A 16,820-nucleotide genomic window follows, 5' to 3' on the forward strand; every position below is an offset into this window, starting at 1 on the left:
TCGACTAACGAAGCTGGCGCACGGGCGCTTAACCTTTGATCCTGTCGCGGCCTGTCCCCGGCCGCACAACGGATTACCTGGGAGGGTTGAACATGACTACACAGATCCCCGTCAGTCACATGGCTTTTGTCCGGGCACGCGCCGGTTGCAGCCAGCCGCTCGGCGCGCGCCTGAGCACGTTGATCACGCCATCGCGCCAGGCGCCCGGTTGCCTGCACTTTGCCTTGCAGCAATCGCAATGCGATGCCGACTTGTGGCTGGTGTCTGGGCTGTGGGTCAACCAGCAGGCGATGGACGCCTATTTCAACTCGCCAGCGATGGCGATTTTCGCCGAGCTGGTGCAAGACCTGGTGGTGAGCAGCCTGGATTTCCACACCTTTCGCGAAGTGTCCGCCGCCCAGGCGACCGAAGGGTGCATGGCGAAGGTACACAAACTGGCCGGTTGAAGGTTTAATGACGGTCATTTTCCACCGCCAGGATGCGCGTTATGGCACGTAAAGCCTTTGACACTTTTGAAGCTGTTTCCGCTGTTGTACCCAAGGAGGGTGGCGGCTATTACGCCGCCATCGCCACCAAGGCCATCGGCAGTCCCGACAAGCCGCGTTTCAATAAAGTGCTTGAAGAACAGACGTTCGAGACTGCTACCAAGGCCGATGAAGCGGCCGCGGTGAAGCTGACTCACCTGAAGGGTGTCGACGACGAGGGCGGGTTGGTCTGGTAATCAGCATCACTGGCATTGCTTTTGTGGCGAGGGAGCTTGCTCCCGCTTGGGTGCGAAGCGCCCATCAAAACAGGGGCTGCTGCGCAACCCAGCGGGAGCAAGCTCCCTCGCCACGGGGAACTGCGTTGTTCCTATTGGGGACGATGCATCTTGAACAACGCCTCGGGCCCCAGCTGGAAATAATCCGCCGGCCCGCCACCGCGCAAGATCGGCTCGGCGGCGGCAGTGTCGTATACCCCATCCTTCAACAGCCATTTGGCGATATGCACGGCGACCACTTCGCCTAGGATCAGCCAGCTCGGCACCAGTGCCTGGTCAGCGCGCTGCAGTTGAATGATCTGGGTGACCTTGCATTCAAAAGACACCGGGCTCTCGGCCACGCGTGGCACCCGGATCACCCGCGACGCCGCCGGCGTCAGGCCCGCCAGCTCAAATTCATTGACCTCTGGCGCGACCATCGCACAGCTCTGGTTCATCTGCTCGGCCAGCGGGCGCGTGGCCAGGTTCCAAGCGAACTCGCCGGTCTGCTCGATGTTGTTCAGGCTGTCCTTGCGCCCGACGCTGGAGAAACCAACGATCGGCGGAACGTAGTTGAACGCGTTGAAGAAACTGTAGGGTGCGAGATTCAGGCGGCCCTCGCCGTCCTGTGAAGAAATCCAGCCAATCGGCCGCGGGCCAATGATCGCATTGAACGGATCGTGGGGCAGGCCGTGACCGTTGGCGGGTTCGTAGTAATGGATATCGTCGGGCATGAAAGATGGAGGTCCGGTGCTGGTCAGAAGGATCCGACGATAGTGCAGGGACCAGACATTTTTGTCAGCACCGGTTGTGCTGGGATCAGTTGGTCGACGCCGCATCGCTATGGTCGGAACCATCGGCCGCCACGGCAGGTTCGATCGCGTGATTCTCATCCTTCTTCGCAACAACGGCGGAGCCGGCGCGCTCATGGCTGCTGGCGATAAAAGCGGCAGTGCCGGTGCGCTCGAAGCCGTCGTCGGCGAAGGCGCTGCTTGCCAGTGCACTGAGGGTCAGGGCGAAGATCAGTTTGGTTTTCATGGTCATACTCCAAGCATCGATAGTGGATGAGGGGGAGGATGGAGTGCGGCCATTAAGTGGAAATTAATGTAGGAAACGACGCCGGCCTGGAACGAAAAAAGGGGCGAGCCCGTGCAGGTTCGCCCCTTTCGTTTGTACGAGCGGAGCTGTCAGTCAGTCAGGATCCGCGAGTGCTTGCGGGTGTCTTTCATGGTGATGTAGACCAGCAGCGATACCGCGATGCACGCCGTCACGTACCAGTAGTAACCGGTCTCCATGCCAATGCTCTTGAACCACAGGGCGATGTATTCAGCGGTGCCGCCGAAGATCGACACGGTCAATGCATAGGGCAGGCCGACGCCCAGGGCGCGGATTTCGGTAGGGAACAACTCGGCTTTCACCACCGCGTTGATCGAGGTGTAGCCGCTGACGATGATCAGCGCGGCCATGATCAGGAAGAACGCGCCCCACCAGGTCTGGATGGTGTGCAGGGTGGTGAGGATCGGCACCGTGAACAATGTGCCCAGGATGCCGAAGGCGATCAGGATCGGCCGGCGCCCGACCTTGTCCGACAACCCGCCGATCAAAGGTTGCAGGCACATGAACAGGAACAGCGTGGCGGCGGAAATGGTGGTGGAGTCGGAGATGCTCATGCCGACCGTATTCACCAGGTATTTCTGCATGTAGGTGGTGTAGGTGTAGAACGCCAGCGTGCCGCCCATGGTCAGGCCGACCACGGTCATCAATTCCTTGGGATGGCGCATCAAGGTGCGCATGGCGCTTTCCTTGGCTTTTTCTTTCTTGGTGAATGACTCGGTTTCTTCCATGCCGCGACGCAGGTACAGCGCAACGACTGCGCACAGCGCGCCGATGGCGAACGGGATGCGCCAGCCCCAGGCGTACAGCTGCTCGGTGGTGAGGGTCTGTTGCAGCACGATCAGCACGCCCAGGGCAATGAGCTGGCCGGAGATCAGGGTCACGTACTGGAAGCTGGAGAAAAAGCCGCGACGTTCCTTGGTTGCCATCTCGCTCAGGTAGGTCGCCGAGGTGCCGTACTCGCCACCGACCGACAGGCCTTGGAGCAAGCGGGCGAACACCAGCAGGATCGGCGCGCCGACGCCGATGGTTTCGTAGCCGGGGCTCAGGGCGATGATCAACGAGCCGAAGCACATCAGGTAGACCGAGGCCATCAGGGCCCGTTTACGACCGGCGCGGTCAGCGTACAGGCCCATCAGCCAGCCGCCGATCGGGCGCATCAGGAAGCCCACGGCAAAGATCGCGGCGGTGTTGAGCAGTTGGGCGGTGGTGTCGCCCTTGGGGAAGAAGGCTTTGGCGAAGTACAACGAGAAAGCGGCGTAGACGTACCAGTCGTACCACTCGACCATGTTGCCAACCGAGCCGCTGAAGATCGATTTGATTCGGCTGGCGGTGGTTCTTTCACGGGCGGGCACGGCAGCCGACCCAATGGGCAGGGCGTTGGAGTTGTCCATTGAAGGATCCTTCGTTTAATTGTTTTTGTGGAGCGCGTGGGAACGCAGCCTGCCAGGGCTATAGCAGGAGCTGTGCCAGGTGCGAGAAGGCCGGCCTAGAGGGGGTTGTAATGCTGGATGGGCGGAAATCCGCTCATTGCGGGTGGGGATGTGGGCGGGAATCCGCTTATGTCGATCGGGTGAAAACCGCCGGCCTTACAAAAACATCTCCCGACTCAGCCCATGCCGCTGCATCTTTTCATTGAAGGTGCGGCGCGGCAGTTGCAGTTCTTCGAGCACGGCTTTTACATCACCCTTGTGTCGGGTCAGGGCGGCGCGCAGGCATTGGGCCTCGAAGGCTTCCTGCTGGGCGGCGAGCGATTGCCCCGGTTCCGTGTCCAGGACGGGCGGTTGATCCAGCCCCAGCACCTGCCGTTCGGCGACGTTGGCCAGTTCGCGCACGTTGCCCGGCCAATCGTGGCTGAGCAGATGGCTCAACTGCGGACCGCTCAACGGCAGGGCGGGACGGCCGAGGCGTTCGGCGGCGCTGTGGGCGAAATGTTCGAACAGCAGCGCAATGTCCTCGCGCCGTTCACGCAGGGGCGGCAGGCGCAGTTCGGCGATGTTCAGGCGATAGGCCAGGTCCTCGCGAAAGCGCCCGGCCCGGGCTTCGTCCAGCAAGTCTGGTTTGGTGGCGGCGATGATGCGCAGGTCTACGTGGATGCTCTGGTTGGAGCCCAGTCGCTCGAGTTTTTTTTCCTGAAGCACGCGCAGCAGTTTGGCCTGCTGGGCCAACGGCATGCTTTCGATCTCATCGAGAAACAGCGTGCCGCCGTCGGCGTATTCGAGCTTGCCGATGCGCTTGCCTTGGGCACCGGTGAAGGCGCCGCTTTCATGGCCGAACAGTTCGGCCTCGAACAGCTGTTCGGGAATGGCCGCGCAGTTCAACGCGACGAAGGGCTTGCTCGCCCTCGGACCGAAGTCGTGCAGGCAACGGGCGACCAGTTCCTTGCCGCTGCCGGTTTCACCGCGGATCAACACATTGACCGGCAGGGTCGCCAGGTCCAGCACTTGGCGCCGCAGGTTTTGCAGCGCCCGGGAGGCGCCAAGCAGCGTGGTATCCAGCTTGACCCTCGCATCGGCCTGCTCGTGCAGTCGACGGTTTTCCAAGATCAGGAAACGCTTGTCCAGGGCCCGGCGCAAACTGCCAAGAAGGGCTTCTGGGCTGAAAGGTTTTTCGAGAAAGTCATAGGCGCCGTCGCGCATGGCTTCCACCGCCATCGGCACGTCGCCATGGCCGGTCAACAGGATGACCGGCAGGTCCGGGTCGCGCCGGCGTACTTCGGCCAGCAGCTCCAGGCCGCCAAGTCCGGGCATGCGCACGTCGCTGAGGATCACCCCCGGATAATTGTCCGGCAACTGCGCCAGGCAATCCTCGGCGCGACTGAACAATTGCACCTGGAACCCCGACAGGCTCAGCCATTGCTCGACGGCTGTGCGGATACTGGTTTCGTCATCGACGACTATGACCGAATCAAGCATGCAACTGCGCCTCCTGGTCGATGGGCAAGGTCACGCAGAATACCGCGCCGTTTTCATGGTTGTCCGCCGTCAGCCGCCCGCCGGATTCGTGAATGATTGCAAACGAAACCGCCAGCCCCAGGCCCAGGCCATCGCCCACGGCCTTGGTGGTGAAGAACGGGTCGAATACCTGGGCCAGGTGTTCCTCGGCGATCCCGTTGCCGCTGTCTGTCACGGTCAGGCTCCACAATTGGTCATCGGCCTGAAGACGCACTTCCAGGCGCTTGAGCGGTTGGTCGGCCATCGCGTCGAGGGCGTTGCGCAGCAGGTTGATCAAGACCTGTTCGAGGCGAATCGCATCGCCGCGCACCCACGCCGGGCGGGTCAGGTGCAAAACGGTGCTGACCTGCTCGTCGCGTAGGCGCGTGTCCAGCAGTTGCAGGGCCTGGTCGACCACCGCCGCCAGGTCCAGGCGTTCGCGCAGGCCGCTGGGGCTCTTGCGCGCGAACGTCTTCAAATGGCCGGTGAGGGCGGCCATGCGGGTCAGCATGTCATCCACCGGCTTGAGGGCTTTGTAGGCATCGTCTACCCGGCCGTGATCCAGCAGCAGGCGCAGGGTTGCCAATTGCATGCGTTGGGCGGTCAGCGGCTGGTTGATCTCGTGGGCCAGCGCCGCCGACATCTGCCCCAGGGCCGCGAGCTTGGCCGATTGCACCAGGCCGTCCTGGGCGGTGTGCAATTCGCGGGTGCGTTCATCCACCAGCCGTTCGAGTTCTTCGCGGCTGCGTTGGCGCAGTTTCGCCAGGCGCCAGCGTTGGTTGAGAAACAGCAGCAGGAACACCAGCGCCAACCACGACCCGGCGGCGGCGAGGCCGGCGTTGCGCAGGTCTTCGAAAGCGATCTGCGGACGGCGTAGCAGGTGCAAGGTCCAGCCTTCGCTGGTCAACGGCAGGGATTCCCAAAGGTAGTCCGCCGGGCCGTCGGGCGCCTCGACCCGGGACAAGTGACTGTTATCGTCAAAGCGTCGCAGCGGATCGAAGGTCAAGGGTTGTAGCGGTTGCTTGTCGTATTGGCGAGTGGCCTTGAGTTCGGCGCGGTCGCTGTCGGTCAAGGGTTGCAGATGGCGATAGCGCCAGCCGGGGCGGTTGGCGATGAAAATGATCCCCCGCGCATCGCTGACCAACAGCGTGTCGCTGCCCTGGCGCCATTCGCGCTCAAGCTCGGGGAACTCCAGCTTCACCACCATGGCGCCGAGGAACTCGCCGTTGTCGCCGGTCACCGCGCTGGACAAAAAATAGCCCGGGATGCCACTGGTCACGCCCACTGCGTAGAACCGCCCGGTGCCCAGAGTGCGGGTCTGGATGAAGTAAGGACGAAAACCGTAATTGTGCCCGACGTAACTGCTGGGCAATCGCCAGTTGCTGGCGGCGACGGCCAAGCCGTTGTGGTCGAGCAATTCCAGGGTGGACGACTGTGCGGCACCATTGATTTTTTCCAGCTTGCGGTTCAATGCATCCTGCTGCGTCGCGCCGACCGGGCCCTTGAGGGCATCGCGCAACTGCGGGTCCAGCGCCAGTACGGCGGGCAGGGCGCGGTAGCGTTCGATCAAGGTGTGGAGGGAATTGGCGTACAGCGCCAGTTGTTGGCTGGCACGGCTGGCGTCTTCCTCCAGCGCCTCGCGTTCTGCGTGGCGCACGGCCAGGGTGGCGGCAATGATCGCGCCGGTGAGGATCAGCAGGATATACAACGACAGACGCAAGGGGCGTGGCATTGCGGGCATGTAAAAACGTCATGGCAGGACAGGGTCGGGCACGATAGCATGCCTCCGTCGGCCGTGATGCTCCTGCGCGCCGAGCCCCATCGAATCACGGTGTAGGGCCTTTGGCCCGCTTCAGCAAAAACTGATTGTCGGTGGTCCTGCTCTCTTTGTACGAAGCCATGCCTTTTTGCGCCCGATCGATATAGTCCAGGATCCCCCTGGTTTTTTGCTGCAGGGTTGAACGATGAATCGGTGCCGGTGTTTCTTGTGTCGTCATGTAGTTAACGTTAGGTAGCACTTCGCCCGGCTTTATAACGGTGGTTCCCAGGGTGTCAAAAGCCGCCTCGGTCGAGGTCCAGCGACTTTCCAGAGCCTCTTTCCATTCGGCGAGCATTTTGTCGATTTTCTGGATTTTCATGGGTGTCAGCCCCGTCTTGATGTCCTCGGCTTCTTGTGCTCGAGCAGCCAGGCTCAAGAAGTTCATGCCTGGAATAACCGAGCCCACGACACGGTTCATGAAAAAACTAGGGAAATCGCTGATGGAAAAGGTCAGGGGGGCGTCGCGAAAGCCAAGCCTACGGTCAATCGCCTCGACTGACATCGCCGATGTCTGCGGTATCAGTGGACGGATCAAGCGTGCCGTTGGCAGGATGGCATCGGACAACGCGCCGACCGTGTCGCCGCCGATATTTCCCCCAACGAGGCCACCCACATAAGGCATATCATTGAGACGCGGAGCCACGCTGGCAAACGCCTCACCTCCGACGAAGCCACCGGCAAACCCGAGGGCGCCGCCGATGGACTCACCCACCAGATTCTTCAGCAGATTCGTCTTGATACCTGACTGGGTGATGATGCTATCTATTTGCTTCAGGGCCGTGGCCGATTCTGTCCCCAATTCTGAAATAAAGTCCGAGTAGTTCATGATCTCCCACTTGAGTTTGTTTGTTCCTCCGTCATCCAGGTAGCGCACTGGGTTGTTTCCCACAAATGCATACATATTCAAGCCGTCCACATCCCTTGCCGGATCGGCACTGACCCAGCGCTGTAGCCACGGCGCGTAATAGCGCGCGCCGTAGTAGTAAAGCCCACTTTCGTCCATTTCCTTGCCAGAGTACCGAACGGTCTTGTAGCCGACTTCCACCAATGAGCGACCGGCCTGCCACGCGGTGCCGCCGAAGGGGTAAAAAAACTCAAGGCCGATCAGCCCGCCGTGACGGTCTAACTCTACGGTGTCGGAGCCCAGGTGATCATCGAGGCTGTAGCGCAACTGATCGGCTTCGATCCCGCCAGGTTGGCCGGCCTCCCAATGCAGGCAGCGGACATTGCCGTAAGCCAGCCCAAGGGTGATGACGTGGAGTACCTCGCCGTCGCTGGAAGTACGTATCTCAAGGCCCGGCAAGTAGTGCGTTTTTCGCGCCATGCTGGTCGCGGTGTGGTTTTTTTCGACCCGCTCACCCTGGCTGTAGAGATAGGTCTCATCATCGTTGCGTAAACTGTTGTCGCGTTGGATCACCGTGACGCTACTGAGCTGATCGCGAGGGTTCCAAGCCAGCTCTGGCGTACCAGCCTGCAGGAACCGCTGGTTGCCATGGGCATCGAACAGCGTGTTGAAATCCGGCTCGGGATCGCCGTCCGTCCAGCGCACGCCCCGATTGCTGTTTGGGTCGATGCGCATGATCTGGGTGTGATTGTTGCCCTCGCGAACATGGCGCAGGCGGGTCAGGTTGTTGCCCACGTCGTATTCATACCGTTGGGAATAATTGAAGAGACGGTTCGGGTCGATGGGAATGATCGGGGCCGGCAGGCCGGGTTGCAGGTGCGGTGTGTCGCCCTCGAAACCGCTGGCGCCGGTCAGGCGATAGAGCGAGTCATAAGTGAAGTCGCGATGGCCATCCACGCGTTGGTTGGCGAAATGGACGGTGGTGACCGTGAGGTCCTCGATGCGCAGCACATTACCGACGGGGTCGTAGACGTAAGCCAGGTTCTGGCGCGGGGCTTCACTGGGTTTTCCGGCCTGTAGCGTGCTGAGCCGCCCGTCGGCCGGGTCATAGGCCCAGCGGCTGATGACGCCATTGGCCGCGTCCTGACGCTCGATCTGGCCGGCGGCGTTGTACTGGGCCGCCAGCAGCAGCGGTTGCGGCGCGGCGTCCTGCTTGAGTTGCAGACTCACCTGTATAAGTTGCCCGGCAACGTCCAGGCGCATGTCCTGGTGATGACCTCCGGCGTCGGTCTGGCGAATGAGCGCGCCGAGGGCATCGAAGGTTTGCTCGGTGACGTAGGCATCACTGGCGGCGATGACACGCGCCTGGCGCAGGGGCATACCCAACAAGCCATAACTGTCGAGACGCAAGGTGCCGGACGGGTCGGTTTGCTCAAGCAGTTGCCTGCGCAGATTATGACCAGCGTCGTCAGAGGCGTCGGCATAGGTGAAAGTATCGACACGGGCCTGGCCGTTTTCCTCCAGGGCCACCGGGCGCAGTTGCTCGTCATACTGCGTGCGCCAATGGCTGCCGCGGGCATCCCATAATTGCAAGGTTTCACCCGCCAGCCCCGGCAACGCCAGGCGCCATCCGGCGTCGACGCTGTCGGTGTGCAGTGGCTCGCCCAGAAGGTTGTAGACCGTGGCCTGATTGGGTTTGGGGGCGTTGCCGAACAGGCGAGGGTCCCATTGTTCAACGAGTTGGCCGGCGACGTTGAAGCGTTGCTGTGTTATCAGCGCGGTTGGGGGGGGCGAGGCTTGGCTTCGCAGATACGCGCCGCGCCGCACCGCCAGGCCTTGGCAGTTGAAGGCAACGACATCTGGAGTGCGGCTGTGGATAGCGCTCATCGATCGAAGGGCTCCATGTCCAAGCAGAGAGGGTTCGTCACTTCAGCCAATATAGCTGCGAACACATTGGACCGAACCTGTCAGGTCTGACAGGGCTTCGGTGCGCACGGATGCTTGACGAGGGCGGCAACAGGTGCCCTGCCGCCAACCCGTCGAGATGTGCGTCAATGCGAGGTCACTAGAGCATGCTTTGCGTCTGCCTCAAGCGGCCAATAGTGGCTTCCATGTCTCTTCTTAGGGCCACACGAGTGGTGCCGTTCGATTTTCCAAATAGCTTCTCCAACGGTACAAAGGTCCCGATTGCGTCAATACCTGCCTCATCGTATAGCTGTTCGACGATACCCATTTCCTCATTCAATAAGTCGATCAGGCCAGTAATGTAGGTATGTGCAATCGCCAATTTTTCCTCGGTCAATTCTTGCCCCGCCCCGACGATTTCATGGACGATTTCAACGGCGCCCGTTGCCGTCTTTATCAACGCGGAAATTTCGGTGGAACCCGTAGTAGCTAAAGCTTTCAGGGCGGTTGACGTACCGGTGTTGACCGTTTCCTTGGCCAGTTTCGAAAGGCCCTTTGGCGTGGGGGACGTCGCCGCGTGGATGAAGTCTTGGGTTTTTTTCGCGGCATACTCGGGAAGGTGCATCATTTTGTATTCCTGCTTCTTCACGATTTTTTCCTTGCTCAGCTTACTGCTTTTGAATTTGACCGATGCACTTGCACCTGTTCTCTCAGCCAAGTAGTCCAGGCCAACGCCGATGCCTTTGCCCACCGTAAAGCCCAAAAGGCCGAAGCCTATGGCGCCAGGTGGGCCCAGTGCACTACCGACTATTCCGGCCGCGACGCCAAAACCAATACTCACGCCATAATTTGTGGCCTGCACAGCCACATGACTGCCGATGCGTATCGCCGCCGATTGGGCAAGGGCCGAGCCCGAGCGATGATTGGCCAGTTGCGTTTGAGCTTCGAGGGCCCTTCTAGAGGACATCTTCATAATGTCGGTGAGCCTGGTGACGCCTGCGGTCAACCGGGAACGACTTCGGTACATTTGGTTTTGGTTCTTCGATTCCTCTTTCCTGGTGTTTTTCTCCGCTTGAGTTTCTACCTTTAACAACTTCATCAAACCGTCGCCGTCGGCGTAGGTCATCGGGTTATTGGTGACGAACCCGTACAGGTTCAATCCATCGATATCCCCCGCCGGGTCGGTGCTGACCCAGCGCTGTAGCCAAGGCGCGTAATAGCGCGTGCCGTAGTAATACAGCCCGCTTGTATCCATTTCCTTGCCCGAGTAGCGAATCGTCTTGTAGCCGGCTTCCACCAATGAGCGACCGGCCTGCCAGGCGGTGCCGCCAAACGGGTAAAAAGACTCAAGGCTGATCAGGTCGCCAGCGCGGTCCAGTTCCAAGCTGCTGGAGCCATGAGGTTCATCGAGGCTGTAGCGCAACTGATCGGCTTCAATCCCCCCAGGCTGGCCAGCCTCCCAATGCAGGCAGCGGACACTGCCGTATGCCAGCCCGAGGGTGATGACGTGGAGTACCTCGCCGTCGCTGGAAGTACGTATCTCAAGGCCCGGCAAGTAGTGCGTTTTTCGCGCCATGCTGGTCGCGGTGTGGTTTTTTTCGACCCGCTCACCCTGGCTGTAGAGATAGGTCTCATCATCGTTGCGTAAACTGTTGTCGCGTTGGATCACCGTGACGCTACTGAGCTGATCGCGAGGGTTCCAAGCCAGCTCTGGCGTACCAGCCTGCAGGAACCGCTGGTTGCCATGGGCATCGAACAGCGTGTTGAAATCCGGCTCGGGATCGCCGTCCGTCCAGCGCACGCCTCGATTGCTGTTTGGGTCGATGCGCATGATCTGGGTGTGATTGTTGCCCTCGCGAACATGGCGCAGGCGGGTCAGGTTGTTGCCCACGTCGTATTCATACCGTTGGGAATAATTGAAGAGACGGTTCGGGTCGATGGGAATGATCGGGGCCGGCAGGCCGGGTTGCAGGTGCGGTGTGTCGCCCTCGAAACCGCTGGCGCCGGTCAGGCGATAGAGCGAGTCATAAGTGAAGTCGCGATGGCCATCCACGCGTTGGTTGGCGAAATGGACGGTGGTGACCGTGAGGTCCTCGATGCGCAGCACATTACCGACGGGGTCGTAGACGTAAGCCAGGTTCTGGCGCGGGGCTTCACTGGGTTTTCCGGCCTGTAGCGTGCTGAGCCGCCCGTCGGCCGGGTCATAGGCCCAGCGGCTGATGACGCCATTGGCCGCGTCCTGACGCTCGATCTGGCCGGCGGCGTTGTACTGGGCCGCCAGCAGCAGCGGTTGCGGCGCGGCGTCCTGCTTGAGTTGCAGACTCACCTGTATAAGTTGCCCGGCAACGTCCAGGCGCATGTCCTGGTGATGACCTCCGGCGTCGGTCTGGCGAATGAGCGCGCCGAGGGCATCGAAGGTTTGCTCGGTGACGTAGGCATCACTGGCGGCGATGACACGCGCCTGGCGCAGGGGCATACCCAACAAGCCATAACTGTCGAGACGCAAGGTGCCGGACGGGTCGGTTTGCTCAAGCAGTTGCCTGCGCAGATTATGACCAGCGTCGTCAGAGGCGTCGGCATAGGTGAAAGTATCGACACGGGCCTGGCCGTTTTCCTCCAGGGCCACCGGGCGCAGTTGCTCGTCATACTGCGTGCGCCAATGGCTGCCGCGGGCATCCCATAATTGCAAGGTTTCACCCGCCAGCCCCGGCAACGCCAGGCGCCATCCGGCGTCGACGCTGTCGGTGTGCAGTGGCTCGCCCAGAAGGTTGTAGACCGTGGCCTGATTGGGTTTGGGGGCGTTGCCGAACAGGCGAGGGTCCCATTGTTCAACGAGTTGGCCGGCGACGTTGAAGCGTTGCCGTGTTATCAGCGCGGTTGGGGGGGCCGAAGCCTGGTTTCTCAGGTAAGCGATTTGCCTGGCGGGCAGGCCACGGCCATCGACCGCCACGACATTTGGGGTACGGGAATGAACGGTGCTCAAGGCATTTGTCTGCTCACGCACGTCGATTCCCCGGATCCGTATCGTTGTAATCGTGATCGCACTGGTACCACGGATGGTAGACATGCCAGGCCTCATGCCCCTTGGCATTGACAACCTTCACCAGCCGTCCGGGCGGATCGTAGAACTGTTGGTCGTGGTAGCCGTGTTCGCGTATGGAGGCATCGTTGATGTAGCGCCAGGCATCGGCGAAATAGGGGCGATAGACCCGCGTGACCAGGCCTTTGTTGTTGTACTCGACCCGTTCGCTGACGCGCCAGCGTCGGTCGGCCTCGTGCTCGATGGGAGGTCCTTGGTCGTCCACTTGCAGCGAACCGTCCGCCGCCACGGCATAGGCGTTCCCAGGTTCGACCAATTGCTTGCTTTGCAACGCGCGACCGAAACCGTCCACGGCGCTGAGCGCAATGCGGATCTGCCGCAATGGGTCATCTGGATAGCGATCGGCACTCAGCACCACGCTATGAGCCGGCTCCCGCGTGGCCGCCCGGATCAGCGTCCAGAGCAGTTCCTCACCGGCGGTACGCGTTTTGAGCCGGGCCAGGTGAACACGCGCCGACGCACGAATGTGCCCGCTGGGCAGCAGATAGCGGGCGCTGACCCACTCGTCGCGCTGCGTCGTCAGTACTATCGCCAAGTCAAGCGTGCCCATCCAACTCATGTCTTCTATCCGCACGGCGCTGGCCATGTCACCGAGGGTGGCCTCGGGGTTTTCGATGGCGTGAGCGGGAGACAGGTCTTCGGGCGGCTCGTAGTTATCGATGGCCTTGAAGCCAGCCGGCAGGCCATTCTCGGTACCATGAAAAGTCACCGCCAAGGGCACTCCGGCCGGGCCATAAAGTGCCTCTTGGATGTTGTCGTTGGCGTCGATGATTGTTTGCGGCAGCAGCGAGTGATAGTCGTATTCGACGCGGGTTGTGCAGCCGTCCGGTAACGTCACGGCGATGGGCATCAGGTGATAGTCGTCATAGTCGGTCGTTGTAACGCCATGACTCTGGGTTTCCTGCAAGGCGCTGATATGGAAGAAACCTTCCAGCGGCAGGTAGGTGGGGAAGCCGATTTTTTTCGACCACAGCTCTTGCGCGGCGTCCTTGGCTGGGTCTTCTGGCAGGAACAGCTTCATGGGTTCGAAGCCAATCGTTTCCAGTTGCTGGCGAATGTCGAAAGGCTCTGGCACGGCGTCGTAGGCGTCCAGGGCCTGTTTGTCGAACTCGGCCACTTCCAAGGGACCGCGCAACGCCGGGAATCGGATGTTGTCCGAGCCGTCGCTCAGGTAAGTTTGTTCTTCCAGGGCGATCAAGACCCGGGCGGCATCCCACTGAGGTGAGTCTTGGTGCGCGGAGAAAGATTCGTAGCTGACTTGTTGTGGGGTCAATCCGTCTGGAAGCTCGCCTTTGGGGCGTTGCAGCCCGTTGGTTCGAGCGCGCCAGGGCAGGCCCAGTTGCATGCGTGGTCCGGTCGCGTCAAACAGGTCCAGCGACTCGGCCCGGCTCTCGATGAGATGAAAAACCTGCTGCTGATCGTCATGGGCGTCGCGCCACCAGATGTTCTCGACATCATCGTCAAAGGGCGGATCGTCGGTCGCGGCCAGGCGCCGGGCGTAATGCACCACGAAGCTATGCACCGGCTGGCCATGGTGGTTCCACTCAAGTGTGATGCTGTGCTGGACTTGGGGGTCGTTGATGAAGCCGTCGTATTGGAGGCTGACTGTTTCCACACCCAGTACCAACAAGCTTCTATTGCTCGCATGCGGTTGACGCAGCAGGTAGCGTTGTTGCGTCACGGTGTACGGTTCGAGCGGGGTGATGGATTCAGCGTGATGGGTCTCGCTGCGCAATACGTGGCCGCCCAAGGCGTAGGCCATTTCCCGGGCGGTGTCGGGGTCGGGGGGGACGATTTGATCGGCCCCGTCCCGCCCATGGAAACGCGCCAGCAGCATGGGGCCCAGCTGCGGCGCGTCGTCGTCGGCCTCGAAACAGTCTTTGAGCGGCTGATCGACGGTACGGCCGGTGTGGAACCAGGTCTTGACCAGCACTGGCGCGGTAAAACCGCTGTCCAGGGCAGCGCCGGGTAGTTCGCTGTCGAGTTGATGCAGGCGACCGAAGCCGCGGAACTCCCGGTGAAAGCTGTCGTAGTTTCCCTCGAAATAGGCGAAGCGCTGGGTCAGGCAGTTTCCGGTGATTTCGTCCAGTTGTTGCTGGCGTGCCACCAATGGCAGGGCCATTGGCAGGTAGCAGGCCGGCGCTTGGCGCAATGTCAGGATACGTAGTTTCTCATCCAGCCAGAATTGCGCGCTGCTGCGATAGCTCAGGCTACTGCTGCAGCCCATGTTGTTGTTCGTGGCGCTGAGCAGGTAGGGCCGTGTCGCGACGAAATCGTAGCGCCAATGACGGGGATGCATGTCCGGCGCGTGATGAGGAACACTTAGGATCAAGCTGGCACAACCCAGGCCTTGCAGATCGGCCAGGGTGACTTGGCAGAGTCGGTCGTAACGCAGGCCCTCGGGCCAGGGAACCCGCAGCGGAGTTTGCTCAAGACCATTGCCACCGCGGTTGAAATAGATTTCGAAACAATCGCTTTGCAGATAGATCAGTGCCGGCGCGCCGGAGCCGTCGAGATCGGCGATCCGCACCCGCTCGGCGTCGAACTCGGTGTAGGTGAAGGGCAGTTTGCTCATCTCGAAGCCGTCGCCGAAACGCCCATGACCCAGGTTTGGCCAGCACTTGATTTCATCGAAGCGAATACGGCACAGCTCGGTGGTGTCGCTGCCCAGCATATTGCCGAACAGCACCAGCTCGCTGCGCACGTCGCTGAACAATGGCAGGTCGCTGTCCGGTTCATGAGGCACTTCCACGCCCGCGGCGAACCCTTCTTCGCGAAGGTTGGCGTACAGCCGCACGCTTTTGGGACCGATCATGGCCAGCGAGCGCAGACCGTCGCCGGCCAGGTCGCCCAGTTGCGCGGCGGGGTGCAGGAACTCAGTGGGGAAGGAATCAAAATCCTTGAAAGTCGACCAGCTGCGGTCCGGGTTGAGCGTATAAAAACCATTCATGCCCGGTTGGGCGATGACCCAATTGAGGTGGCCGCTGCCGGTCAGGTCGGTCAGCAGCTGCATCGCCGCCGAATGATCGGCCGCGATCGGGATGCTCGGCAACAGTGACCAGGGGCCATAGCTGATTTCGTCAGGATCCTCGCCTGCGCCGCGTTCAGGCTCCCGGTAATACCAACCGTCGGCGTAGCGACACAAGAAACCTGGAACGCCTTCACCGTAAAGATCGACACACTGGTAGCGACGGCCGTCTTCCAGGCCGGGCATGGTTTCCAAGGCAAAAAATGCCTTGGGTTCAAGGTTTGGCTCAAAGTCGGTGTATTGAAGCTCCACCGGTGGGCTGTGTTCGACCCGGCCGTCGGCATCCCAGTCCTGATAATGGGCTGCGGTCAACAAACTGTAGCCAGCCCTGATGGTGTCGGTGTATTCCAGCAGCAATCGCCGCACCAGCGCCGGTTCAGCGTCGGTGTCGGCGGGAAACTGGTGGAACATCAGCACCTGGTGGCACAAGCGCCGCGTGCCCACCTCAAAACCGTAGCGGTACGCGTGAATCGGGTCGCTGCGCGGTTTCCAGGCATTCTCGTCGGGGGCCGTCCAGGTGGGTTTCTCTTCAAGTTCGAGGGAGCGTTGGCCGTAATCGAAGACGAGATGAAAGTGCCAATCCAGGTCGGCCGGATCTTCATTTGCGAAGCAATACAAGGTATCGCTGGCCGTGGTGTTGCCGTAACAGACCCGTCGCAAGTAGCGCTGGGCGCGATAGTCATGGGGGCCGTTGGACTCAGCGCGATCCTGCGTATATTCGTAATAGATGTGCTCGCCCAGCGGGCTGACTTCTTCCAATAACAGCCACTCGGCGATGTGCGACGGGGTTGGCGGAACGGTGATGCGTGATGTATTGGCGATGATCGACGCTGGGCTTTTTCCATAGCAATACACGTGTCCGTTGCTGCCCTGTACGCGCCAGAACGCATGGCTGGTGATAGACGTCCAGAGTTCGTAGATGTCGAAGGCACTCTCGATCCTGGGGTAATAGCGCACCACCGCGTAGGTCAGGTCGCCCACTGTGCGGCAGGTCTGCCCGTCAAGATCGGGCCACATATCCACCCCGTCGGGCCCGACCATGACATCGTCGTCGCCGTAGAGCGGCACGCCTTTGCTGGTTTTACGAGCGATGCTGGGGATTGGCAGCTGCATGCCGATGCCGAATAGGCCGTTGCCACTTTGACTGTTGTATTGCAGGGCCAGAGAGGGTGTCAGAAGACGGGCGCTCGACACGGGCAGCGGCAAGGTCAGGGAGGCGGCACCCCGCGTGCCGACCGGGCCGAGGCTGTTGCCGATGGTCGCAATCGACGCGCCGCCGGCGATGGTCGGCGTGATGATCTGGAGGGGCGTTTGCTCTGCCATGGACGTTCATCCCTTT

The 16,820-nt window shown here is 61.0% G+C and carries 10 protein-coding genes; 2 read left to right on the top strand and 8 right to left on the bottom strand.

Features of this window, described 5'->3' with window-relative positions; all coding sequences use genetic code 11:
• Positions 1-92: 92 nt before the first annotated feature.
• Entirely contained in the window at positions 93-446 is a 354-nt protein-coding gene (locus J3P95_RS06120) for a putative quinol monooxygenase (RefSeq protein WP_186611717.1), read from the top strand.
• Positions 447-487: 41 nt separating this feature from the next.
• A complete protein-coding gene (locus J3P95_RS06125; protein WP_434561517.1) occupies positions 488-721 on the top strand; it encodes a hypothetical protein in 234 nt (77 codons plus the stop codon).
• 131 nt (positions 722-852) lie between these two features.
• Here the strand turns inward: J3P95_RS06125 and J3P95_RS06130 are convergent, their stop codons facing one another.
• From J3P95_RS06130 to J3P95_RS06165, 8 genes are all read right to left on the bottom strand, one after another.
• Positions 853-1,473: a flavin reductase family protein gene (locus tag J3P95_RS06130; RefSeq protein ID WP_434578280.1), complete on the bottom strand. Its 621-nt coding sequence runs from the start codon at positions 1,471-1,473 to the stop codon at positions 853-855.
• Positions 1,474-1,558: 85 nt separating this feature from the next.
• Positions 1,559-1,777, bottom strand: a complete 219-nt coding sequence (locus tag J3P95_RS06135; RefSeq protein WP_434578279.1) for a hypothetical protein — start codon at positions 1,775-1,777, stop codon at positions 1,559-1,561.
• A gap of 149 nt (positions 1,778-1,926) precedes the next feature.
• The gene (locus J3P95_RS06140) at positions 1,927-3,246 is read right to left on the bottom strand and encodes an MFS transporter (RefSeq protein WP_434561523.1); all 1,320 of its coding nucleotides are present in this window, start codon (positions 3,244-3,246) and stop codon (positions 1,927-1,929) included.
• Positions 3,247-3,441: 195 nt separating this feature from the next.
• Complete coding sequence (locus J3P95_RS06145) at positions 3,442-4,767, bottom strand: sigma-54-dependent transcriptional regulator (protein ID WP_434561525.1); 1,326 nt, start codon at positions 4,765-4,767, stop codon at positions 3,442-3,444.
• A complete protein-coding gene (locus tag J3P95_RS06150) occupies positions 4,760-6,526 on the bottom strand; it encodes a sensor histidine kinase (RefSeq protein WP_434561527.1) in 1,767 nt (588 codons plus the stop codon). The genes J3P95_RS06145 and J3P95_RS06150 overlap by 8 nt, the downstream gene beginning before the upstream one ends.
• Before the next feature lie 85 nt (positions 6,527-6,611).
• The gene (locus tag J3P95_RS06155) at positions 6,612-9,335 is read right to left on the bottom strand and encodes an RHS repeat-associated core domain-containing protein (RefSeq protein WP_434578276.1); all 2,724 of its coding nucleotides are present in this window, start codon (positions 9,333-9,335) and stop codon (positions 6,612-6,614) included.
• A 178-nt stretch (positions 9,336-9,513) separates the two neighbouring features.
• Positions 9,514-12,420, bottom strand: coding sequence for an RHS repeat-associated core domain-containing protein (locus tag J3P95_RS06160; protein ID WP_434578274.1), 2,907 nt, complete (start codon positions 12,418-12,420; stop codon positions 9,514-9,516).
• The gene (locus J3P95_RS06165; protein ID WP_434578272.1) at positions 12,350-16,804 is read right to left on the bottom strand and encodes a SpvB/TcaC N-terminal domain-containing protein; all 4,455 of its coding nucleotides are present in this window, start codon (positions 16,802-16,804) and stop codon (positions 12,350-12,352) included. Before J3P95_RS06165 ends, J3P95_RS06160 begins: the two co-directional genes overlap by 71 nt.
• Positions 16,805-16,820 lie beyond the last annotated feature (16 nt).

Origin of the sequence: Pseudomonas sp. Z5-35, from assembly GCF_051131945.1 — a bacterium.
GTDB classification, from domain to species: Bacteria; Pseudomonadota; Gammaproteobacteria; order Pseudomonadales; family Pseudomonadaceae; genus Aquipseudomonas; species Aquipseudomonas marvdashtae.

Excerpts from the sequence above, each read along its gene's own strand:
- J3P95_RS06165 (WP_434578272.1), bottom strand. The coding sequence starts at position 16,804 with ATGGCAGAGCAAACGCCCCTCCAGATCATCACGCCGACCATCGCCGGC.
- J3P95_RS06140 (WP_434561523.1), bottom strand. The coding sequence starts at position 3,246 with ATGGACAACTCCAACGCCCTGCCCATTGGGTCGGCTGCCGTGCCCGCC.
- J3P95_RS06135 (WP_434578279.1), bottom strand. The coding sequence starts at position 1,777 with ATGAAAACCAAACTGATCTTCGCCCTGACCCTCAGTGCACTGGCAAGC.
- J3P95_RS06125 (WP_434561517.1), top strand. The coding sequence starts at position 488 with ATGGCACGTAAAGCCTTTGACACTTTTGAAGCTGTTTCCGCTGTTGTA.
- J3P95_RS06160 (WP_434578274.1), bottom strand. The coding sequence starts at position 12,420 with ATGTCTACCATCCGTGGTACCAGTGCGATCACGATTACAACGATACGG.
- J3P95_RS06130 (WP_434578280.1), bottom strand. The coding sequence starts at position 1,473 with ATGCCCGACGATATCCATTACTACGAACCCGCCAACGGTCACGGCCTG.
- J3P95_RS06145 (WP_434561525.1), bottom strand. The coding sequence starts at position 4,767 with ATGCTTGATTCGGTCATAGTCGTCGATGACGAAACCAGTATCCGCACA.
- J3P95_RS06155 (WP_434578276.1), bottom strand. The coding sequence starts at position 9,335 with ATGAGCGCTATCCACAGCCGCACTCCAGATGTCGTTGCCTTCAACTGC.
- J3P95_RS06120 (WP_186611717.1), top strand. The coding sequence starts at position 93 with ATGACTACACAGATCCCCGTCAGTCACATGGCTTTTGTCCGGGCACGC.
- J3P95_RS06150 (WP_434561527.1), bottom strand. The coding sequence starts at position 6,526 with ATGCCCGCAATGCCACGCCCCTTGCGTCTGTCGTTGTATATCCTGCTG.